The organism is Pseudomonas phoenicis (assembly GCF_047302395.1).
Classification (GTDB): Bacteria; Pseudomonadota; Gammaproteobacteria; order Pseudomonadales; family Pseudomonadaceae; genus Aquipseudomonas.
In genome coordinates, this window is record NZ_CP154852.1 from 3,295,258 (window position 1) to 3,315,839 (window position 20,582).

The 20,582-nt window shown below is 63.7% G+C and carries 17 protein-coding genes and 1 pseudogene; 13 read left to right on the forward strand and 5 right to left on the reverse strand.

From position 1 onward, the window contains the following. Positions 1-39: 39 nt before the first annotated feature. From AA0Z93_RS14810 to AA0Z93_RS14820, 3 genes are read left to right on the forward strand one after another with little or no spacing between them, the layout of a single operon-like run. Positions 40-1,239: an MFS transporter gene (locus tag AA0Z93_RS14810; protein WP_413048151.1), complete on the forward strand. Its 1,200-nt coding sequence runs from the start codon at positions 40-42 to the stop codon at positions 1,237-1,239. After that, positions 1,236-1,358, forward strand: coding sequence for a hypothetical protein (locus AA0Z93_RS14815; RefSeq protein WP_413048433.1), 123 nt, complete (start codon positions 1,236-1,238; stop codon positions 1,356-1,358). Before AA0Z93_RS14810 ends, AA0Z93_RS14815 begins: the two co-directional genes overlap by 4 nt. Before the next feature lie 50 nt (positions 1,359-1,408). Continuing rightward, positions 1,409-1,954 carry a glutathione peroxidase gene (locus tag AA0Z93_RS14820; protein WP_413048425.1) on the forward strand — a complete coding sequence of 182 codons (546 nt, stop codon included), beginning with the start codon at positions 1,409-1,411 and terminating at the stop codon, positions 1,952-1,954. A 47-nt stretch (positions 1,955-2,001) separates the two neighbouring features. On the opposite strand, the gene AA0Z93_RS14825 is transcribed toward AA0Z93_RS14820, so the two are convergent. Continuing rightward, on the reverse strand, positions 2,002-2,259 hold the full coding sequence (locus tag AA0Z93_RS14825) for a DUF2798 domain-containing protein (protein WP_413048150.1): 258 nt from the start codon (positions 2,257-2,259) through the stop codon (positions 2,002-2,004). A gap of 114 nt (positions 2,260-2,373) precedes the next feature. Between AA0Z93_RS14825 and AA0Z93_RS14830 the strand changes: the two genes are divergently transcribed. After that, on the forward strand, positions 2,374-3,303 hold the full coding sequence (locus AA0Z93_RS14830) for a LysR family transcriptional regulator (protein WP_413048149.1): 930 nt from the start codon (positions 2,374-2,376) through the stop codon (positions 3,301-3,303). 42 nt (positions 3,304-3,345) lie between these two features. Here the strand turns inward: AA0Z93_RS14830 and AA0Z93_RS14835 are convergent, their stop codons facing one another. From AA0Z93_RS14835 to AA0Z93_RS14845, 3 genes are all read right to left on the reverse strand, one after another. Continuing rightward, positions 3,346-4,611 carry an OmpP1/FadL family transporter gene (locus tag AA0Z93_RS14835; protein ID WP_413048148.1) on the reverse strand — a complete coding sequence of 422 codons (1,266 nt, stop codon included), beginning with the start codon at positions 4,609-4,611 and terminating at the stop codon, positions 3,346-3,348. Between the two features lie 147 nt (positions 4,612-4,758). Continuing rightward, positions 4,759-5,241: a hypothetical protein gene (locus AA0Z93_RS14840; protein WP_413048147.1), complete on the reverse strand. Its 483-nt coding sequence runs from the start codon at positions 5,239-5,241 to the stop codon at positions 4,759-4,761. Positions 5,242-5,489: 248 nt separating this feature from the next. After that, positions 5,490-5,711, reverse strand: coding sequence for a hypothetical protein (locus AA0Z93_RS14845; RefSeq protein WP_313739486.1), 222 nt, complete (start codon positions 5,709-5,711; stop codon positions 5,490-5,492). Between the two features lie 947 nt (positions 5,712-6,658). Here AA0Z93_RS14845 and AA0Z93_RS14850 point away from each other — a divergent pair. Together AA0Z93_RS14850 and rmuC are read left to right on the forward strand one after the other, a co-directional pair. Continuing rightward, a pseudogene (locus tag AA0Z93_RS14850) lies at positions 6,659-6,970 on the forward strand (sel1 repeat family protein); the annotation flags it as partial. A 209-nt stretch (positions 6,971-7,179) separates the two neighbouring features. Beyond that, a complete protein-coding gene (gene rmuC, locus AA0Z93_RS14855) occupies positions 7,180-8,547 on the forward strand; it encodes a DNA recombination protein RmuC (RefSeq protein WP_413048424.1) in 1,368 nt (455 codons plus the stop codon). Here rmuC and AA0Z93_RS14860 read toward each other — a convergent pair. Beyond that, complete coding sequence (locus AA0Z93_RS14860) at positions 8,519-11,995, reverse strand: NahK/ErcS family hybrid sensor histidine kinase/response regulator (RefSeq protein ID WP_413048146.1); 3,477 nt, start codon at positions 11,993-11,995, stop codon at positions 8,519-8,521. The genes rmuC and AA0Z93_RS14860 overlap by 29 nt on opposite strands. Positions 11,996-12,539: 544 nt before the next feature. Here AA0Z93_RS14860 and AA0Z93_RS14865 point away from each other — a divergent pair. The 7 genes from AA0Z93_RS14865 (at position 12,540) to AA0Z93_RS14895 (ending at position 20,581) form a co-directional block, all read left to right on the forward strand. Further along, on the forward strand, positions 12,540-12,851 hold the full coding sequence (locus AA0Z93_RS14865) for a DUF485 domain-containing protein (protein ID WP_413048145.1): 312 nt from the start codon (positions 12,540-12,542) through the stop codon (positions 12,849-12,851). Then, on the forward strand, positions 12,851-14,512 hold the full coding sequence (locus tag AA0Z93_RS14870; protein ID WP_413048423.1) for a cation acetate symporter: 1,662 nt from the start codon (positions 12,851-12,853) through the stop codon (positions 14,510-14,512). The genes AA0Z93_RS14865 and AA0Z93_RS14870 overlap by 1 nt, the downstream gene beginning before the upstream one ends. Before the next feature lie 221 nt (positions 14,513-14,733). Continuing rightward, complete coding sequence (locus AA0Z93_RS14875) at positions 14,734-15,213, forward strand: CS1 type fimbrial major subunit (RefSeq protein ID WP_413048144.1); 480 nt, start codon at positions 14,734-14,736, stop codon at positions 15,211-15,213. A 95-nt stretch (positions 15,214-15,308) separates the two neighbouring features. Next, positions 15,309-17,813 (forward strand): CS1-pili formation C-terminal domain-containing protein, encoded by a 2,505-nt coding sequence (locus tag AA0Z93_RS14880; protein ID WP_413048143.1) that lies wholly within the window; start codon positions 15,309-15,311, stop codon positions 17,811-17,813. Positions 17,814-17,868: 55 nt separating this feature from the next. Continuing rightward, on the forward strand, positions 17,869-19,077 hold the full coding sequence (locus tag AA0Z93_RS14885) for a hypothetical protein (protein ID WP_413048142.1): 1,209 nt from the start codon (positions 17,869-17,871) through the stop codon (positions 19,075-19,077). Positions 19,078-19,187: 110 nt separating this feature from the next. Next, positions 19,188-19,925, forward strand: a complete 738-nt coding sequence (locus AA0Z93_RS14890) for a molecular chaperone (protein WP_413048141.1) — start codon at positions 19,188-19,190, stop codon at positions 19,923-19,925. Between the two features lie 29 nt (positions 19,926-19,954). Continuing rightward, positions 19,955-20,581 carry a response regulator gene (locus AA0Z93_RS14895; protein ID WP_413048140.1) on the forward strand — a complete coding sequence of 209 codons (627 nt, stop codon included), beginning with the start codon at positions 19,955-19,957 and terminating at the stop codon, positions 20,579-20,581. Position 20,582: the final 1 nt, after the last annotated feature.

The window sequence follows — 20,582 nt, forward strand, 5'->3', positions numbered from 1 at the left end:
AGACAGTGCGCGGCATTGCACTGTCAGGAGATAACGACAATGAACGCTCTCTGGCGCAACAGCGGCTGGGTGCTGCTCGGCGCTGCGCTGATCCTCGCCTTGTCGCTCGGCGTACGCCACGGCTTCGGCCTGTTCCTCGCGCCGATGAGCGCGGACTTCGGCTGGGGCAGGGGGGTGTTCGCCTTGGCCATCGCCCTGCAAAACCTCGTCTGGGGCTTGGCGCAGCCCTTCGCGGGCGCCTTGGCCGATCGGCTCGGCGCTACGCGCGTGGTGGCGGTCGGCGGCGTGCTGTACTGCATGGGGTTGATATTGATGGCCCTGGCCGACTCGCCCTGGTCGTTATCGCTCAGTGCCGGGCTGTTGATCGGCATCGGCCTGTCCGGCACCTCGTTCTCGGTGATTCTGGGCGTGGTCGGCCGGGCGGTGCCGGTCGATCAACGCAGCATGGCCATGGGCATCGCCAGTGCGGCAGGCTCGTTCGGTCAGTTCGTCATGCTGCCAGGCACCTTGGGCATGATCCAGTGGTTGGGCTGGTCGGCCGCGCTGCTCACGCTCGGCCTGTTGGTGGCGTTGATCGTGCCCTTGGTGGGCATGCTGCGCGACCGGCCGTTGCCCCATACCGGTGTGGAGCAGACCTTGGGCCAGGCGCTGCGCGAGGCCTGTTCGCATTCAGGATTCTGGCTATTGGGGCTGGGCTTTTTCGTCTGTGGGTTCCAGGTGGTGTTCATCGGCGTGCACCTGCCTTCCTATCTGGTCGACCAGCACTTGTCGGCTTCGATCGGCACCACGGTGCTGGCCCTGGTGGGGTTGTTCAACATCGTCGGCACCTACAGCGCCGGCTGGCTGGGTGGGCGCATGTCCAAGCCGCGCCTGCTGACGGCACTGTATCTGTTGCGCGCGGGCGTCATCGGGCTGTTCCTGTGGGTGCCGGTCAGCGAGCTCAGCGCTTACATGTTCGGCATCGCCATGGGTCTGTTGTGGCTGTCCACGGTGCCGCTGACCAACGGCACCGTGGCCACGCTGTTCGGTGTGCGCAATCTGTCGATGCTCGGCGGCATCGTATTCCTGTTGCACCAGTTGGGGGCTTTCCTCGGGGGCTGGTTGGGCGGCATGGTATACGACCGCACGGGTAGCTACGACTTGGTCTGGCAACTGTCGATCCTGCTCAGCCTGTTGGCCGCAGCTCTGAATTGGCCGGTGCGCGAGCGGCCGGTGGCGCGGTTGCAGGTGGCGTCGTGAGGCCGGCCTGGGCGGTGGGCGTCTGTGCGGGGATGGTCGTGGCGCTGTTGCTGCTGGGGTGGTGGGGCTGGCGGCAAGGCGGGCTGGCGTTGATGCAACTGGGCATGGGGCAGTGTTGAGCGCTACTCTGCCGGTTTCGATCACTGGCTAGGACATACCCATGAAGCTGATGCGATGGATGGCAATACCGCTACTGACCTGGGCCGCGGCGGGCTCGGCCTGGGCCGCCGACTGCCCGGCCGTGCTGCAAGGCAGCTTGCCGGAATTGCGCGGCAAAGGGCAGATCGACTTGTGCGAGCGCTATGCCGGCAAACCCTTGGTGGTGATCAATACGGCCAGTTACTGCGGCTTTGCTCCGCAGTTCGAAGGGCTGGAGGCGCTGTATCGGCAATACCATGGGCAAGGCCTGGAAATGCTGGGCGTGCCGTCGAACGACTTCAAGCAGGAGGACGCCGACAGCGCGCAGACGGCCAAGGTGTGCTACGCCAACTATGGCGTGACCTTCACCATGAGCAAGGCGCAGCCGGTGCGTGGCGCCGACGCCATCCCCCTGTTCGCCGAGCTGGGCCGGCAAAGCGCGGCGCCCAAGTGGAATTTCTACAAGTACGTGGTGGACCGCAAAGGCCGGGTGGTCGAGCAGTTCTCCAGCCTGACCAAGCCTGACGATCCTGCCTTCAAAGCGGCCATCGACAAGGCCATCGCTTCGAAGCCCTGAGCGGCCCTGGAGCTTTGCCCGGGACCACGTGCGGCGTCGGGTGCAGCTCAATGCGGATGCACGGTCAGTGCCACCAGACGCAGCACGATGGGGCGTACGAGCAGCACGCAGACGAAGGCCACCGGCATCGCCAGGCGGTAGGCCTTCAATACGTTATTCAGATACGCCTCATCGATGCCGGCGTTGGCCGCCGTGATCACGAAGCACATCAGCAAGGCCATGATGGCCGACATGTACAGGGCGAACACATAGGGCGTGGCGGTCGCGCGCAGTTTGCGGCTGCGGGGGAATTGGCACTCGTTCATGCAACCTCCTTCAGATCAGGGAGGCGGCAGATTAGCGTCGGGTCGCGGGCGCGAGTAGACCGGCGCCAGTGAGTTCTTTATAAAGGTGAACTTACGAATGCAAGGAGCGCAGCCGTGGACCTGCTCAATGCGATCCGCAGTTTCATCAAGGTCGTCGAAGCGGGCAGCCTCGCCGGTGGCGCGCGCAGCCTGGGCGTCAGCCCGGCGGCGGTGAGCCAGACGGTGGCGCGCCTGGAGCGGCATCTGCAAGCGCGTTTGCTGTCGCGCACTACCCGCAGCATGACGTTGACCCCAGCCGGGACGCTGTATTACGAGCGTGTACGGCATATCGAGCGGGAGCTGGACTTGGCCGGTGAAGCGCTCAGCACGCCGGACAGCGAACCTCATGGGCGACTCTGCATCGCCTCGACTTCGGCTTTCGGCCGACATGTGCTGGCGCCGCTCATACCTGCCTTCAGCGAGCGCTATCCACGGCTTTCGATAGAGTTGCTGACGACCGACCGCAAAGTCGATCACGAGCGCGAAGGCGTCGATGTCAGTGTGCGCATCGATGCGCAACTGGACGATCACCTGCTGGCTCGCCATTTGGCACGCATTCCTTTCATCTGTTGCGCCTCACCCGGCTATCTGGCTGCAGCCGGCCATCCTGCCACGCCCGAAGCGTTGCGCGAGCACCGCTGCCTGGCGTTCCGTTATCCGGTAAACGGGCGCTTCCTGCGCTGGGGGTTCGTGCGTGACGGGGGTCGGTTGGAGGCCGAATTCGATCGTGTGCTGGTCAGCGACGACATCGACGCTTTGGCGCAGATGGCCGTGCGGGACGGCGGCATCGCGCGCCTGGCCGAATTCATCGCTCGACCGCACCTGGATGCCGGACGCTTGGTGCCGTTGTTCGAAATCGGGCAACCCGGCCAGGCGTATGCGCAAACCGAGCCAATGGATATCTACCTGTGTGTATCCGACCGTAGCGCCATGACCCATAAGGTCAGGCTGCTGTTGGAATACCTGCAGCAGCACTTGATCTCGAGCTGCCCACGTCAGACATGAAAAAGCCGCCCGAAGGCGGCTCGATCTTGCATTGAGCGTGAATCAGAAGCGGTAGGTGAGCGATGCGCCCAGACCATGTGCGCTGTTCTCGTACTTGGCCTGGTATCTGCCCTTGGTGGCGCTGGCCTGGTTGACCTTGGTGTCTTCTTCCCACAGGTAGGAGTAAGCCACATCGATGGTCATGTCGTCGGTTGGGCTGTAGCCGGCACCCAGGCTGAAGATGCGGCGGTCGCCGGTAGGGATGCGCGGCGAACGGTCGTGGTTGTTGGTCGGCGACTGGTCCACGGAGAAGCCGGTGCGCAGGGTCCACTGCTTGTTGACCTTGTAGGACGCACCGACGGCATGGGCCCAGGTGTCGTGCCAGTTCTGCTCTTCCTTGATGGTCTGGAAGGCCGAGCCAACCAGCGGCCGTGGCACCTCGTTGTCGACGGTGATGTCTTTCAGGCGGCTCCAGCGTGTCCAGGTGCTGCCGGCGTACAAGGTCCACTGGTCGTCCAGCTCGTGGGTGACCGACAGGTCGACCGACTCGGGCGTCTTGATCTTCAGCGAGGCGTCGAACTTGCTGCCGCTGAGGCGCCCGAGCTGGGTGGAATTGACGCGCGTCTTGCCTTCGAGCTCGTAATCGACCATGGAGTGGTAGGTCAGGCCGACACGGGTGCGGTCGGTGGCCTGGACCAGCAGGCCGACGTTGTAGCCCACGGCCGTATCGTCGCCTTTGATCTTCACTTCGCCGTCGTTGCGCCCCGGGCTGGCCGGGTTGATCAGGTTCGAGCCCAGTTCGCCGCGAATACGGTTGAAGGTGGGGCCGATGCCGATCGAGACCTTGTCGTTGAAGGCGTAGCTGACGGTAGGCTGGAAGGTGATGACTTCGACGTGGCTTTTCTTGCCCCAGTAGCGCGCGGCATCGTCGCTACCGTAGTCGGTGACCAGGCCGAAGGGCACATAGACACCGAAGCCGACGCTCCAATTGTCGTCGAGGGGTTTGACGTAGTAACCCATCGGTACGCCGACCAGTGGAACCATGTCCCCATCGGTTTCCCCACCGAGGTTGCTGCCTGGCCCAGAGATATCGGTTTTGGCGATGACCGCCGCGCCGCCGACGGTGACTTGCTGACGCTTGAGCCGCGACATGCCGGCAGGGTTGCCATACACGGTGCTGGCGTCATCGGCAGCGGAAGAACGACCCGCGAAACCCGTCCCCATGCCACTGACGCTTTGCTCGTTGAGCGCGAAGCCGGCGGCGAACAGCTGGGTCGATGCGAGGGCAACGGCCATGCTGAGGGAGGTTTTGAGCATTACTTTTTTCATTATTAGAAAACTCCTTGGGATCTCCGGGGCGAAACGCTACCAACAAAAACTACGCCGCGCTAGCTGTGTTATCGCGGCTAATCGTGCGTTTTTGTAGGACAATCCGACCAGAATCTTCCTTTTTCCTGTGGGTTTGTAGGACGCATCTTAAATAGCGGGCGAAAAAGCGGGATTAACGCAGTTTTCCCAGGCATTTCGGAAATCCCGAAGCCGTCCGTGGGGGCTAAAAATTTGTCGCCAAATGCGTGCCAAACCCATGATGTCGTCTGCAGCGGGCAATGCAGTGGCCCGTTGTTCGATCAACAGCCAGGCGATGGCCGTCGCGTAACGCAGGTTGACCGTCAACTCCAGGTGCGGACCGCCTAAAAAGGCATGCTGGCTGGCCAGCCCGCGGACCCGGCTGGCCATATCCGGATCGCGTGCGAGGAAGTGGTCCCATAGAAGGTTATGGCGGCTTTCGTCGATACGATAAAGGCCATGCCCGCGGCGATCATGCAATGCCGCGCCCAAGGACGATTGGCTGGCCGCCACGCCCAACAGCAGCGCTTCGGCGCTGGCGCAATGCCGATCGAGATAGACCAGGGTGGGGCGAATGACGTACTGGCTCAATTCCTTGGCAGCGATACCCATGATGCCCTCGCAACGAGTAAGGGCCGACGGGCGCTGGAGCTTGGCAGCAGGGGAGGATCAGGCCCGTCGGAAGCGGCAAGCGCCACTCGAATTGAAGTGTAGTGTGAGAATCATGGGGTAAAGGGCTGTTTTTAAATCGATTACTGCCTGACTGACCGGTCGATATGACGGGTGGCGATTAGCCGGGAGGGTGTCAGGCAGTTAGAGAAGGCTGGCATTCACAGGTTGAATGGCCAGGTATTCGCCAATCACGCGGTGAGCGATTGGCGAGTGCGGTCGATGACCGCCTGCAGCGGGGCAGCAGAGCTGTACTGCTCGACGTACAGACGTTCGCTATGGCAAGCGATACCGTTCTCGTCGACGAGGGTGAAGCTGAAGCTTTCCTTGCGGGGTGCCACGATCAGGCAAGTGAGCGGTGCAAAGGCCTGGGAAAGGGTTCCGAAGGCGGATTGGATATGATGAGTCGTCATTTTTTTGAGGTTCCTGCTCAAGACACGGGATTCGATCCGTGCACTATAGAAACGTTCCAGTGACGCCATTATTAAACGGCGAAAAACCTGGCTGGAACAAATAGCAGTCAGCAAGGCGCTGATAAGTGATGCGCTGGGCTGGCTGGTAGGTACTTGGAGAGGTGGGCAACGAGCCAGGGCGAAGGTTCAGGCCACTGGTGAAGATCCCGATCAATCATCAGGTGATTCGCGCTGCAACAGCGATGGGCTGTGAGGGAAATCATCGAGTGCGTCGGTCCTGGTTTCAGCGAAGCGTCGAAAGTGGTGACGGGATCGCAAGGACGGGACGATTGGAATTGACGTTCTGCTTGGGTACTAACGGAAAGCACCTTACCTCAGCGAACGTTGACACGCAAGGATTATTTGTTACCCGTTGGACAAGCCGGCCATTATGCCTGCAAACCCATGGACCGACCAGCCACCCCCAGCCGACCAGACAGCTGCTTAGCACACTGTTGCGGGGCGTACAGTGCTGCAGTCAAGCACTTGTACACACGGACAACGCGAGAGGTTTCCCACAGGTAGGCAGGCCATCGTCGATCGCCAATGCCTTGACTGCTTGCTTAAGTCAATGAAAAAAAACACTATTTTTGACTGGTGAAAAAATCGTCAGTTTGACTGGAGGCCCCATTCTATAAGGGTTTGCAGGCCGATGAGTGGGGTTGTCCACCGAGTTATCCACAGCTTCTGTGGATTGTCGGCAGCGCTTGCTCTAGCACGGGCACCTTGCCCAGGGTCGCCCGCCCTGCACCCACGATGCGATTGACTGGGTGCAGCATGGACCAGAAGCAAAAACGTCAAGAAACGATCATCGATTGTTTTCCGAAACGCTCTCGTCGCATCCGAGCCATCGGTCGCAAAAAGGAGTAGAGTGGCGCGCTTTTCCAAATCGCTGTTGTTGTGCGCCCATGATGTTTCGCGAAAAAACCGTTTCCAGCGTCGCTTCTCAAACCCTGCCAAGACCCAAGCGTTTGTCACTGAAAGTGGCATTGTGGCTGCTCGACAGCCCCCGCCTGGGTGACAAACCCCCTATCAAGCACTTCGCCGGCCGCCTGTTGAAGCAGCCCGCGCGCCAAGGCATCGTGGCGGCGCAAAGCCGCTTGGGGCAACTGCTGTGCCGCGACTGCGGCCACCCGCGTGACCGCCGTATCGGTCATGAGCTGCTGCGCCAGGCGGCGCGTGCCGGCGATGCACAAGCCCAGCAGGCCTACGCCCGGCTCACCGACCCGCACGGCTGAAGCCAAGCGCATGGGGGCCCGCGCCCAGCCGAGCTGATAAGCTGGCGGCTTTTCACTGGCAAGCATTGGGAGCCCTCATGGCCGTTGACCTTTCCAGCATTCTGCTGGGCTTCATCGTGGCCGCCGTGCCGTGCCTGGGTTGGGCGTTGAAGATCCAGCGGCGGCTCACCAGGGCACAGGCCGACCAGGCCATGGCCGAAGAGCGCCTGGGCAGCGCGCAACTGGCCCAGGAAGGGTTGCAAGCCCAGTTGGACGCCACCCGCGACGAGATCAGCGACCTCAGCGAAGCCAACGCGCTCAAGCAGGCCAATCTGGCCGCCCAGCAGCGCGAAGTGGAGCTGCTGCAGATCGAGCGCGACAACGCTCGCGATGCCGCCCACGCCTGGCACCTGGAGCGTGTCAGCCGCGAAACCGAACTGCGTCGTCTCGAAGCCCAGGCTGCACGCCTGGAAACCGAGCTGCGCGAACAACAGGAAAACCATCAGCAGCGCCTGGAAGACTTGCAACAGGCCCGCGACACCCTGCGTGCGCAGTTCGCCGAAATGGCCACCAAGATCTTCGACGAGCGTGAACAGCGCTTCGCCCAGACCAGCCAGCAGCATCTGGGCCAGTTGCTCGACCCGCTCAAGGAACGCATCCACGCGTTCGAAAAGCGCGTGGAGGAAAGCTACCAGCAAGAAGCCCGCGAACGCTTCTCGCTGGGTAAGGAGCTGGAGCGCCTGCAACAGCTCAACCAGCGCCTGTCGGACGAAGCCACCAACCTGACCCAGGCGCTCAAAGGCCAGAAGACCCAGGGCAACTGGGGCGAGCTGATCTTGGAGCGGGTGCTCGAGCATGCGGGTCTGGAAAAGGGCCGCGAATACCAGACCCAGGTCAGCTTGAAGAGCGCCGACGGCGAGCGCTTCCAGCCCGACGTGCTGATCATGATGCCGGGCAACAAGCAGGTGATCGTCGACGCCAAGGTCAGCCTGACCGCTTACCAGCAGTACGTCAGCGAGTCGGACAGCAGCCGTGGCCAGGCGGCGCTGAAGCAGCACGTGCAGTCGCTGCGCAGCCATGTCAAAGGCCTTTCCGGGAAGGACTACAACCGCTTGGAAGGGCTGCACAGCCTCGACTTCGTGTTGCTCTTCGTACCGATCGAGGCAGCCTTCTCGGCGGCTTTGCAGGCCGAGCCGAATCTGTTCCAGGAAGCCTTCGACAAGCAGATCGTGATCGTCAGCCCCACCACGTTGCTGGCCACGCTACGGGTGATCGACAGCCTGTGGAAACAGGAGCGGCAGAGCCAGAACGCCCGCGAGATCGCCGAGCGCGCCGGCTGGCTGTACGACAAGTTCGTGTTGTTCATCCAGGACCTGGACGAGCTCGGCAACCGTCTGCAACAGGTCGACAAAGCCTATGCGGCGGCGCGCAACAAACTGTGCGAAGGGCGCGGCAATCTGATCAGCCGCAGCGAACAGCTCAAGCTGCTCGGCGCGCGCGCCAGCAAAAGCCTGCCGGCCGATCTGCTGGAGCGCGCCTTGACCCAGGAAGTCAATGCACCAGGCTCAGATGACGGTTGAGCAAGGCCCGCAGCGCCGCAGGCTTCACCGGTTTGGAGAGAAAGTCCAGCCCTGCGGCATGCACCTGGGCGATGGTTTCGCTGCGCCCATCGGCACTGATCACCACCCCCGGCACCGGCTCGCCGAGCCGCGTGCGTAACCAGGCCATCAACTGCGTGCCGGTCTCGCCCTCGTCCAAGTGGTAATCCACCAGCGCCAGGTGCGGGCGCAGGCCGTTCTCCAGCAGCGCCTGGCATTGCGCCCGATTGCGGGCGGTCCAGACCTGGCAGCCCCAGCGCCCCAGCAGGCTGGTCATGCCTACCAGGATGCTGTCTTCGTTGTCCACGCACAGCACTTGCAAGCCTGCCAACGGCTGACCCGCCTGCTCCGGCAAGGGCGCGGCGATAGCGGCGGGCGCGCGGGAGATCGGCACGCCGACGCGGAACACGCTGCCCTTGCCGGGCCATGAACGCACCTGCAAGGGATGGCCGAGCACCCGGCACAGGCCGTCGGCGATCGCCAGGCCCAGACCCAGACCCTTCTCGGCACGGGTCTGGTGGCTGTCCAGGCGTTTGAATTCCTCGAAGATCACCTGCAGCTTGTCGTCGGCGATGCCCGGACCGCGGTCCCACACCTCCAGCCACAGCAGCTCGCCCTCGCGCCGCGTGCCCAGCAGGATCGGGCCCCGACCATAGCGCAGGGCGTTGGTCAGGAAGTTCTGCAGCACCCGGCGCAGCAGCTTGATGTCGCTGGCCACGCGCAGGCGGCTGCCGCGCAGGCGGAATTCCAGCTGTTTCTCCGCCGCCAGCACCTTGAACTCGGCGCCCAGGGTATCGAGCAGCTCGCCCAGGGCGAATGGCTTCACGTCGGGGGTGATCTTGCGGTTTTCCAGACGCGAGATGTCCAGCAGGTCGCTGATCAGTTCCTCGGCCGAGCGCAGCGAGCTGTCCAGGTGCCGCACCAGTTGCCGGGCATCGTCGGTCAGGCCGTCGTCTTGCTGCGACAGTGCGGCGGAGAACAGTCGTGCGGCATTGAGCGGCTGCATCAGATCGTGGCTGACCGCCGCCAGAAAGCGCGTCTTCGATTGGCTGACCGCTTCGGCATGGCTCTTGGCCTCTGACAGCGCCTGGTTCAGTTGCGACAGCTCATGGGTGCGCTCGGCGACCCGTTGCTCGAGGCTTTCGTTGGCATCCTTGAGCGCCTGCTCGGCGTCGCGGAACGGCGTGATGTCGGTGAAGCTCATGACGAAGCCGCCGCCGGGCATGGGGTTGCCGATCAGCTCGATCACCCGACCGTTGGGGAATAGCCGCTCGGAAGTATGCGCCCGGCCCTGGCGCATCCAGTGCAGGCGCCGCGCCACGTGCACTTGGGCCTCGCCCGGGCCGCACAGTCCGCGTTCGGCGTTGTAGCGGATGATGTCGGCGATCGGCCGGCCCACGCCGATCAAGCCTTCGGGGTAGTTGAACAGCTCCAGGTAGCGGCGGTTCCAGGCCACCAGATGCAGGTTCTGGTCGACCACGCTGATGCCCTGGTTGATGTTCTCGATCGCCCCTTGCAGCAGCGCGCGGTTGAACTGCAACACTTCCGAAGCTTCGTCGGCGATGCGCACCACGTCTTCGAGCTGCATGTCGCGACCTTCGATGGCGGCCTTGACCACGGCGCGCGTGGACGAGGTGCCGAGCACCCCGGCCAGCAACCGCTCGGTGTGCTCGATCCAGTCGCCATCGGCGTTCTGGCTGGGGTTGAAGCTCTTGCCCTGCAAGGCGGCGAAGCGCATGAAGCTCTGCCGCGCGCGCTCCTCGCCGACGAAGCGCGCCGCCAGGTTGAGCAGGTCGTCGATCTGCACCGCCAGCAGCGAGCGGTGACCCGGGCGGGCGCTGCTCTGCTGGCCGATGAAGCGTCCGGCCTGCCAGTGCTCCGACACGCGCGTGCGCGACAGCACCGATACCCAGGCGAACAAGGTGAAGTTGCCGGCCAGCGACAGCACCACGCCTTGGGTCAGCGGACTGATCGGCAGGTTGAGCGGGTTGCCGTGCAACCATTCCAGCCCTGGGAACAGCGCCAGCGACCAGCCCAGGCTGTGGGCGGTGATCGGCAGCACCAGGGTGTAGAACCAGAGGAAGGTGCCGGCGGCCAGCCCGGCGAATACGCCGCGGCGGTTGGCCTGTTTCCAGTACAGCGCGCCGAGCATGGCCGGGGCCAGTTGGGTGACGGCGGCGAAGGCGATCTGGCCGATGGTCGCCAGGCTCGCGGTGGAGCCCAGCAGGCGGTAGCTGACGTAAGCCAGCAACAGGATCACCACGATGGTCACGCGGCGCACCGAGAGCATCCAGTGGCGGAACACTTCGAACGGGCGCTCGGCGTTGTTGCGACGCAGCAGCCAGGGCAGCAGCATGTCGTTGGAGACCATGGTCGACAGCGCCACCGCCTCGACGATGACCATGCCGGTGGCCGCCGAGGCGCCGCCGATGAAGGCCAGCAGGGCCAGACTGGGATGTGCCTCGGCCAATGGCAGGCTGATCACGAACGAGTCGGACATCACCGTGCCAGGCAACAGCATCTGCCCGGCCAGGGCGATGGGCACCACGAACAGCGCGGCCAGCGCCAGGTACAGTGGGAACACCCAGCGCGCCATGCGCACGTCCTGCGGGTCGATGTTCTCCACCACGGTGACGTGGAACTGCCGCGGCAGGCAGATGATCGCCATCATCGCCACGCAGGTCTGCACCACCATCGACGGCCAGTTGATGGTTTCCTGCCAGTAGTGCTCCAGGTGCAGCGACTGGCGCGCCTGGCCGAGCAGGTCGTCGAAGCCGTCGTACAGGTTGAACACCACGAACACGCCGACCGCGAGAAACGCCAGCAGCTTGACCAGCGACTCGAAGGCGATGGCCAGGACCATGCCGCGGTGGTGCTCGGTGACGTCCAGGCTGCGCGTGCCGAAGACGATGGCGAACAGCGCCAGCACCAGCGACACCACCATGGCGGTGTCCTGTACCCGCGTACCGGTGGCGTCGGCACTGGCGCCGATCAGCAGGTTCACGCCGAGCACGATGCCCTTGAGCTGCAAGGCGATGTAGGGCAGCACGCCGACCAGGCAGATCAGCGCCACTACCACCGCCAGGCTCTGCGACTTACCGTAGCGGGCGGCGATAAAGTCGGCGATGGAGGTGATGTTTTCCTGTTTGCTGATCAGCACCATCTTCTGCACCACCCAGGGCGCGCCGATCAGCAACAGGATCGGCCCCAGGTAGATCGGCAGGAACGCCCACAGCTGCTCGGCGGCCTGGCCGACAGCGCCGAAGAAGGTCCAACTGGTGCAGTACACCGCCAGCGACAGGCTGTAGACCCAGGCGCGCAGGCGCGGGGGCAGGGGGGTACTGCGCCGGTCGCCATAGAAGGCGATGGCGAACATGATGGCCATGTAGGCGAGGGCGACGACGGCGATCAGCCCGCTGGACAACGACATGAAAACTCCGCAGGGCAGTGGAACGGTCGGTTCGGAAGGCGCGAGTCTGGCACGTCGGGGGCATGCGCGTCAGGTTCGACGAAGGTCTGTAGGAAGCGGCCGGCTCGGTATTTCCGGAAGGGGGACGCCGTCACCGAAAGCACAATGACCGACCTGTGGGAGCGGCTTAAGCCGCGATGGGCTGCTTAGCAGCCCTGATCCAGGCGATGGGGTGATGCCGGGTAGATGGCTTAGGGGCCGTTGGGCCGGCGTCGCCGGCCATCGCGGCTGAAGCCGCTCCCACAGGGTTAGGGCCATTCCCACAGGGTTAGGGCCATTCCCACAGAGTTGGGGCCATTCCCACAGAATTAGGGCCGCCCCCACAGGTTAGGGCTCTCCATAGGTCAGGGCATTGTCGGGGGGAATGGGCACCGTTGGTAACGGCGTTTGTTACATAAGGCGCAAGACACTGTTGCATCTAAGACTAAGGTCGTCTGGTTGCCTTTACCGCTGCGCCTAAAGTTGACACGGGTATTCCCTAATCTGTGCTGCTAGGACAAAAACAATGAACGACAGCATTTATCTCTCGATACAGAACAGTCCGCGCTTCAAGGAACTGGTGCGCAAGCGCGAGCGCTTCGCCTGGATCCTCTCGGGCATCATGCTCGGGCTGTATTCGGCTTTCATCCTGCTCATCGCCTATGGACCGCACTTGCTCGGCGCCAAGCTCAGTTCCGGCTCTTCGACCACCTGGGGCATCCCGCTGGGGATCGGGTTGATCGTCGCCGCTTTCATCCTCACGGCCATCTACGTACGCCGTGCCAACGGCGAATTCGACGAGTTGAACCAAGCCGTGCTCCGGGAGGTGCAGCCATGATGCGCCTTTCCGCTTCACTGCTGGCCTTGGCCGGCGCCACCCTGGCTCCGTTCGCCAGCGCCGCCGACGCCCTGACCGGCGAAGTGCACAAGCAGCCGCTGAACGTCGCGGCCATCGCCATGTTCCTGGCTTTCGTGCTGTTCACGCTGGGGATCACCTACTGGGCGTCCAAGCGCAACCGTTCCGCCGCCGACTACTATGCTGCGGGTGGGCGCATCACGGGCTTTCAGAACGGCCTGGCGATCGCCGGTGACTTCATGTCGGCAGCCTCCTTCCTGGGGATTTCCGCGCTGGTGTACACCTCCGGCTACGACGGCCTGATCTACTCCATCGGTTTCCTGGTCGGCTGGCCGATCATCCTCTTCCTGATCGCCGAACGCCTGCGCAACCTGGGCAAGTACACCTTCGCCGACGTGGCCTCCTACCGCCTGGGGCAGAAGCAGATCCGCACCCTGTCGGCCTCCGGCTCGCTGGTGGTGGTGGCCTTCTACCTGATCGCGCAGATGGTCGGCGCCGGCAAGCTGATCCAGCTGCTGTTCGGCCTGGACTACCACGTCGCGGTGATCCTGGTCGGCATCCTCATGTGCCTGTACGTGCTGTTCGGCGGCATGCTGGCCACCACCTGGGTGCAGATCATCAAGGCCGTGCTGCTGCTCTCGGGCGCAAGCTTCATGGCGCTGATGGTGATGAAGCACGTAGGCTTCGACTTCAACACGCTGTTCTCCGAAGCGATCAAGGTGCACGCCAAGGGTGAGGCGATCATGAGCCCGGGCGGTTTGGTCAAGGACCCGATCTCGGCCTTCTCCCTGGGCCTGGCGCTGATGTTCGGCACCGCCGGCCTGCCGCACATCCTGATGCGCTTCTTCACCGTGTCCGACGCCAAGGAAGCGCGCAAGAGCGTGCTGTACGCCACCGGCTTCATCGGCTACTTCTACATCCTGACCTTCATCATCGGCTTCGGCGCGATCCTCCTGGTCAGCACCAACCCGGCCTTCAAGGACGCCGCAGGCGCCTTGCTCGGCGGCAACAACATGGCGGCGGTGCACCTGGCCGATGCCGTGGGCGGCAGCATCTTCCTGGGCTTCATCTCGGCGGTGGCCTTCGCCACCATCCTCGCGGTGGTGGCCGGTCTGACCCTGGCCGGTGCTTCGGCGGTGTCCCACGACCTGTACGCCAGCGTATGGCGCAAGGGCAAGGTCAACGACAAGGATGAAATCCGCGTCTCGAAGATCACCACCGTGGCCCTGGGCATCCTGGCCATCGGCCTGGGCATTCTGTTCGAGAACCAGAACATCGCCTTCATGGTGGGCCTGGCCTTCTCCATCGCGGCCAGCTGCAACTTCCCGGTGCTGCTGCTCTCGATGTACTGGCAGAAGCTGACCACGCGCGGCGCGATGATCGGCGGCTGGCTGGGCCTGATCAGCGCGGTGGGTCTGATGATCCTCGGCCCGACCATCTGGGTGCAGATCCTGGGGCATGAGAAGGCCATCTACCCGTACGAGTACCCGGCGCTGTTCTCCATGGTCATCGCCTTCGTCGGCATCTGGTTCTTCTCGATCACCGACAAGTCCGCGGCTGCCGAAAAAGAGCGCGCATTGTTCTTCCCGCAGTTCGTACGCTCGCAGACCGGCCTTGGCGCCAGTGGCGCGGTGTCGCACTGATCGGCATTGCGTTTGGGTAATGCTTGACGCCCCGCTTGCGGGGCGTTTTTGCATCCGGGTTTTGCGCATCGGCAAGCCTTGGGAAATTTCCGCACGTCCTTGGGAAGGGTCTGGGTCCACGCTTACAGCCTTTTACGAATAATCCTTGTGTCGACGGCATTTCGCCGGGCTGACGTACAGCCTGCACCGTGCTTGCAGGCCCCTTCAAGGAGATTGAATTCGTGAAACGCATCCTTCTGGCCCTTCCTCTGGCCTTGCTCAGCGCCACCGCCGCGCTGGCGGCCGATCCCATCGAGAAGCAAGTGCAGGTCATCGCCACCGTTCCGACGGCCGCGTTCTATGTCGAGCCGGTCGGTGGCGGCTGGATGAACGATCCACAGGAGCTGCCGTGGAACTCGTTCCAAGGCGGGTTCGACACCATCGACAAGCAATTGCAGGTCATGAGCACCGTGGGCGACATCTCGGCCTATCTGGTCTCGAATCCGGTCATTTCCAGTGGCGCCAACTCCATCGACCTGGACGTCAAGGTCGCCGGCACCTCGCTGGCCACTACCGCCGCCACTGTGGTGCCTGCCGCCCAGGCCAGCGGCGGCGCGATCGTCGGCTTCCAGATCGCGGCCAAAAAACCGAAAACCGGCAACTTCGAACCCGGCGATTATCACGGCTTGGTCAGCATGGTGTTCGAAACCGCCGGGCCTTGAGCCGGCTCACCTAGATCCCCTTCAATCCGTCACTGCCGGTCCTCGCTTCGCGCGCGCTCGCGATCCCAGGATCGGCACTGCCAACGGACAGCCAGATGGCCAGATTCCCTCTCTATCCTTCCCGGCATGGCGCGCTGTGCGCCTGCCTGTGTCTGGGCGCTTGGCTGGGCTGCGGCCCGGCCGGCGCCGGCGTGCTCGGCGACCTGGTGCCGGCCCAAGGGCTGCCCAGCGGTTTCGAAGCGCATTTCTTCGACGTGCCTCTGGCGGTCAGGGTCGATCTGGACGGCCGCTACCTGGGCGACGCCATGGTGGTGCTGTCGCGCGACGATCGTGTGCAACTGCTGGAGTTCACCGACGTGCGGGAAAGTCGGGAACCGGCTACCGTACGCCGCCGCTGGCAGGCGCGGCTGAATGCCGGCCGGCCCTTGGGCGACTGCCGCCAGGACTGCCCTGACAAGCTCAAAGCCATCCACTACAGCCTGGTCAATTCGCAACTGTCCCTGCTCACCGAGAATGCCGAACAACAAAGCGAGGCGCCGCGTTATCACACCTTGCCGGAAGACGGCAGCTACGGTCTGCTGCTGCGCAACCAGCTCAATCTGGTCGACGGCGGCAACGGCACCACCGGCCGTTACGCGCTGCAGGGCCAGGGCAGCCTGGGCGCCTGGAGCACCCTGGCGCAAGCGCAAGTGGACCGCAGCAGTGGGTATCGGCAAGGCACGCGCCACCGCCTCGACCAGCTGTACGCCGAGCGCGTGATCGACGACCGTTTCTATCGCCTCGGCTACTTCACACCCGATGGGCAAGGCCTGACCCGCCAGCCCAGGCTGTATGGCAACAGCCCGCAAACCACCCTCGGGGTGATGCTGGGCAGCAGCGACAGCCTGCTGATCGACGCGGGCCAGCCCAGCACCACACCGATCTACGTGACGCCCAACCGACCCGGCATCGTCGAGCTGTACCGCAACGGCGTACTGATCAACAGCCAATCCGTGCAGCCGGGCTTGCAGACCCTCGACACCCGCGTGCTGCCGTCCGGCATCTACGAGGTCGAAGTGCGCTTGATCGAAGACGGCGAGCAAACCGCGCGCACCCAGGAATTCGTCTACAAACCCAGCACCTGGCGCAATCTCGACAACCGCTGGCGCTACAACCTCTACCTGGGGCAGCGCTCCACGCTGCTGAGCAACTGGGATGACGACCGTGACGCGCGCCTGAGCGCCGGGGTGCTGACCAACTACCTGCTGCATCCCACTGCCGTCCTGGGCCTGTCCGCGCAGCAGGTCGAGCAGACCCAACAATATGGCGCCTCGCTCGATTGGGATATCCGCGAGCGGCTGAAATTCTACGGTAGCCTGTACCAGACCTCCGGCCAGGGCAGCGGCTACGATCTGCAACTGATCCACGACCAGGACCTGGGTTCGTGGGTCGCCAGCTTCAGTCGCAGCCGCGTGTTGGTCGGGCGGGGGCGGCGCGGGTCGTATCACGATCAAGGCGACGTGACCCAGGCCTCGCTGTCGTGGAACCGGCGCCTGAGCAACCGCAGTACCGCCACGCTACGCCTGGCCCACAGCAGCGGCGCGTCCGCAGGGCTGGGCATCGATCTGGGCTGGGCCTTCTACGGCAAACTGTTGGGCTCTGACGCCAACTGGCGGGTGTCGCTGTTCGACCGGCCTGGCACCCTCAGCACGGCGAACGCCCGCGACCGTGGCGTCAACCTGAGCGTGAGCATGAGCCTGGGCGCTCCCGGCCAACGGATCGGTGCCACCTTCGGCAGCCGTACGTCGCGCGACGGCGGCCGTGACCAGAACGCCGCGTTGACCTACCAACAGAAGGTCGAGCTGGGCGCTTTGCGCACGGTGTCCGGCACGGCCAGCTTCGACCGTTATGGCATGGGCCTGGCAAGCAACCTGCAGTTCCACAACCAGCACCTGTATGGCGATGCCTTCGCCCAGCGCTCGTCCTACAGCGGCCGGTTCAGCGGCGGCTTCAACCTGCAGAGCCTGGTGGCGGTGGGCGGTGGCGCGGTGGCCTTGAGCGGGCAGATCATTCCTCAGGACGCCGGTCTGATCGTCGATGTGGACACCGACCTGCCGGACCTGGAACTGCGTGCCTATGACAGCCAAGGCGCCAGCACCCGCCTGAGACCGGGGCGCAATGTGGTGCCCGTCTCCGCTTACAAGGCCGGCAACGTGGAGTTCGATTTCGCCGGCCAGGACGACCCGGTGGCGGTCATCCAACCCTCCACGGTCGACTATCACCTCAACCGCGGCGCCGTGGCGTTCGAGCAGGTGCGCATCCTGCGCACCCTCACCGTGCTGGGGCGGCTCGTGGATGAGCAAGGACAAGGTATGCCGGGCGTGGCGGTGATCAACCACGCCAGCCGCAGCGTCACCGAGGCCGACGGCTATTTCGCCGTACAGATGAGTCAAGCCTCGCCTTCGCTGGAAGTGCGCCAGGGCAGCCGGTCGCTGTGTCAGTTCGAGCTGGACCTGGCGCGCTACACCCTGGAACGCCAAACGGTGCTGGCCGGTGATCTGACCTGCGCGCAATCCCCGCTGCTCTCGACCCGTGGGTCGTATGCGCCCGGTAAGGGCTGAGCGTGCGCAGCGAGGCTGCCGCGCTTCCAATATTTTTTTCGTGTGGAGCACTGCGATGAAGCATGAGCATTTCCCGGTCCGGTGGCTCGCCGCCATGGGACTGGCGCTGATGGTCGAGGCTGGGGGCGTGCAGGCGGCGGACGTTTTAATCACCGCCAGGTACATCGCGGGCGTGGACCGTGAATTCGAGAACACGACACCCCCGTCCGGCTGGTGCAGTGAGGTGCCCGAGATGTGCAACGGCATGCAAACCGTCGGTTTGCCGATCAAATACCACAAGATCAGCGTGGCGTACGCGCCGAATGTGCGAGACCGGTACTACATCCAACTGCCAGGCAGCCGCAAGGTCACCGTCAGTAATGATCGGGGGGAAACCCATACCCTCGATCTGATGTTCTCGGCCATCGGCCAGAGCATGTGGAGCTACTCCAGCAACCCACCTGCGGATGCCGGTGACCTGAGGGGCGGATGCACCGAATTGAGCAGTGGTTATGATGAGCCTACGGACGATCCCTCGGTCGCCCGTTGGAGCTACTACGCATGGCGCATCACCGACCCGAACAGTCCGAGTGCCTGTTACTCGGACTCACTCGAAGCCTCGGCCGGGGACCGCTACGAGGCAACGGTCGAATCGTCTTCCATCGGTTATCGCCTGTTGTTGCCCAACCCCAATCGGATGCGCCAGGGCCTCTACCGCGGCAGCGTGGTCTACCGGATCGGTCCGGGATTGGACATCGACCCGGGCAACAACGTCAGCCAGCTCAACGATTCGACCCTGACCGTGCATTTCGAACTCAATGTCGAGCACGCCCTCGACATTCGTTTTCCGCCTCGCTTCGAAGAGGCTGTGCTTGAGCCGCCTGGCGGATGGCAGGCGTGGATGGCAGGCCGCGGAGCGCCGCCCAAGCTGCACCGCGACCTCCCATTCTTCCTCTGGTCCACAGGCCCCTTCAGCGTCTTCAGGCGTTGCGAACATCAACTTGCAGACCAATGTGCGATCCGCAACGCGCAAGGCCGGCAAGTCCCGGTACAGGTGGCGTTGACGTTGCCGCGTACGGCGACGATGGGCAACGCGCCGATCGATCGAGTACCTATCCCCCACATGAGCGCAGCACCCCTTCGAGTGGAGCAGTCGACGGCGATGGCCGACGAACGCAGCCAGTTGCACTTCATGGTGGATAAAGCAGGCGTGGACGAAATGGTGCGCGATCCTGGGAGTACCTACCGCGGGGATGTGACGGTGGTATTCGATGCTGATCTGTAAACCGCCATCAGAAATTTCTCTTTTTCTTTGAGACATTTCTGGCATCCATTTCGCCGCCCGTTCGTAACAATGCGTCGGTGATGTTTTTTTGCTATCAATGAGGAGGGTGCATGGCTTTGGGTAGGTGTCTGATATGGCTGGCCGCGCTGGCAGTGGCCTGGCCGGCGACGGCCGCGCCGCAACTCAACGTCGGCGCGCTGTACGACTATCTGGATGCTGGCTCCAGCACGCTGCTCAAGCGTATCCGCAACGGCGGCGATTCCACGGCCTTCGTCAAGGTCAGCGTAATCGAACTGGTCTACGACGCACAGGGCAAACCGCGCGAGATCGACCTCGACAAATTGCCGCTGCCCGAGCGCGGCTTGGTCGTCAGCCCGGCACGGCTGATCGTGCCGGCCCACGGCACGCAGGCGATGCGCCTGCTGTACCGTGGCGAGCGCGAGCGCGAGCGCTACTTCCGCTTGCGTTTCATTCCGGTGTTGCCCGAGCAGGGCGATGGTTTCGCCCTCAGCGCGGCCGAAGCCAAAGCCTACGGCGACACGCTCAAGGCTGGCGTGCAGCTGCTGGCCGGCTACGGCACGCTGCTGTTCGTGCGCCCCGAACGCACCCACTTCGAGACGCCCATACAAATGCGCGAAGGGCGCCTGCACATCCGTAACCTGGGCAATGCCACGGTGGTGCTCGACCACCTGCGCCACTGCGCGCCCACAGGGCTGGAGTGCGCCACTGCGACCAAGCTGCACCTGCTGCCCGGCCGCGAGCGCGAGCTGCCCGCCCAGCCTGGGCGCACCTACAAGCTGCAATTGCAGGAAGGCGACAAGACCCAGGACTTGGCCTTCGACCGCTGAGCCGACGCAACCGCTAGTGGAGCATGGATATGTACAGAGCCCTGGTGGTCGACGACCACCCCTTCATTCGCGCCAGTGTCCGCCTGCAGCTCGGCCATGAGCAGGTGCAGGTGGTGGGCGAGGCCGACAACGGCGTGGATGCCCTGCACCTGATCAAAGAGCACAGGCCTGATCTGGTGGTGCTCGACATCGCCTTGCCCGGCCTCGATGGCATGCAGGTGCTGCAACGTATCAGGGCACTGGACGCGCCGCCCAAGGTGCTGGTGCTTACCTCGCATCTGGCCGATACCTTTTCGCTGCGCTGCATGAAGGGAGGGGCTGTGGGCTTCGTGTGCAAGAGCGACGATCTGTCCGAGTTGGGCAAGGCGGTATTGGCCATCCGTTCGGGCTACACCTACTTTCCCGATGTGCTGTTCAGCTCGGTGCGCCGCCAGGACATGCAGACGTCCGAGATCAACTGCCTGGCCAACCTCAGCGACCGCGAAATGGTGATCCTGCAATACCTGGCGCGAGGGTTGAGCAACAAGCTGATCGGTGAGCTGATGCTGCTGAGCAACAAGACCGTCAGCACTTACAAAGCACGCCTGTTGCAGAAACTGGGCGTGAACACCCTGATCGACCTGGCCGATCTGGCCAGGCGTAACGGAATCGTGTGAT

Coding starts and splice junctions, on each gene's coding strand:
- AA0Z93_RS14890 (WP_413048141.1), top strand. CDS start 19,188: ATGGCTTTGGGTAGGTGTCTGATATGGCTGGCCGCGCTGGCAGTGGCC.
- AA0Z93_RS14820 (WP_413048425.1), top strand. CDS start 1,409: ATGCGATGGATGGCAATACCGCTACTGACCTGGGCCGCGGCGGGCTCG.
- AA0Z93_RS14895 (WP_413048140.1), top strand. CDS start 19,955: ATGTACAGAGCCCTGGTGGTCGACGACCACCCCTTCATTCGCGCCAGT.
- AA0Z93_RS14885 (WP_413048142.1), top strand. CDS start 17,869: ATGAAGCATGAGCATTTCCCGGTCCGGTGGCTCGCCGCCATGGGACTG.
- AA0Z93_RS14825 (WP_413048150.1), bottom strand. CDS start 2,259: ATGAACGAGTGCCAATTCCCCCGCAGCCGCAAACTGCGCGCGACCGCC.
- AA0Z93_RS14810 (WP_413048151.1), top strand. CDS start 40: ATGAACGCTCTCTGGCGCAACAGCGGCTGGGTGCTGCTCGGCGCTGCG.
- AA0Z93_RS14865 (WP_413048145.1), top strand. CDS start 12,540: ATGAACGACAGCATTTATCTCTCGATACAGAACAGTCCGCGCTTCAAG.
- AA0Z93_RS14880 (WP_413048143.1), top strand. CDS start 15,309: ATGGCCAGATTCCCTCTCTATCCTTCCCGGCATGGCGCGCTGTGCGCC.
- rmuC (WP_413048424.1), top strand. CDS start 7,180: ATGGCCGAAGAGCGCCTGGGCAGCGCGCAACTGGCCCAGGAAGGGTTG.
- AA0Z93_RS14860 (WP_413048146.1), bottom strand. CDS start 11,995: ATGTCGTTGTCCAGCGGGCTGATCGCCGTCGTCGCCCTCGCCTACATG.
- AA0Z93_RS14835 (WP_413048148.1), bottom strand. CDS start 4,611: ATGAAAAAAGTAATGCTCAAAACCTCCCTCAGCATGGCCGTTGCCCTC.
- AA0Z93_RS14840 (WP_413048147.1), bottom strand. CDS start 5,241: ATGGGTATCGCTGCCAAGGAATTGAGCCAGTACGTCATTCGCCCCACC.
- AA0Z93_RS14845 (WP_313739486.1), bottom strand. CDS start 5,711: ATGACGACTCATCATATCCAATCCGCCTTCGGAACCCTTTCCCAGGCC.
- AA0Z93_RS14870 (WP_413048423.1), top strand. CDS start 12,851: ATGCGCCTTTCCGCTTCACTGCTGGCCTTGGCCGGCGCCACCCTGGCT.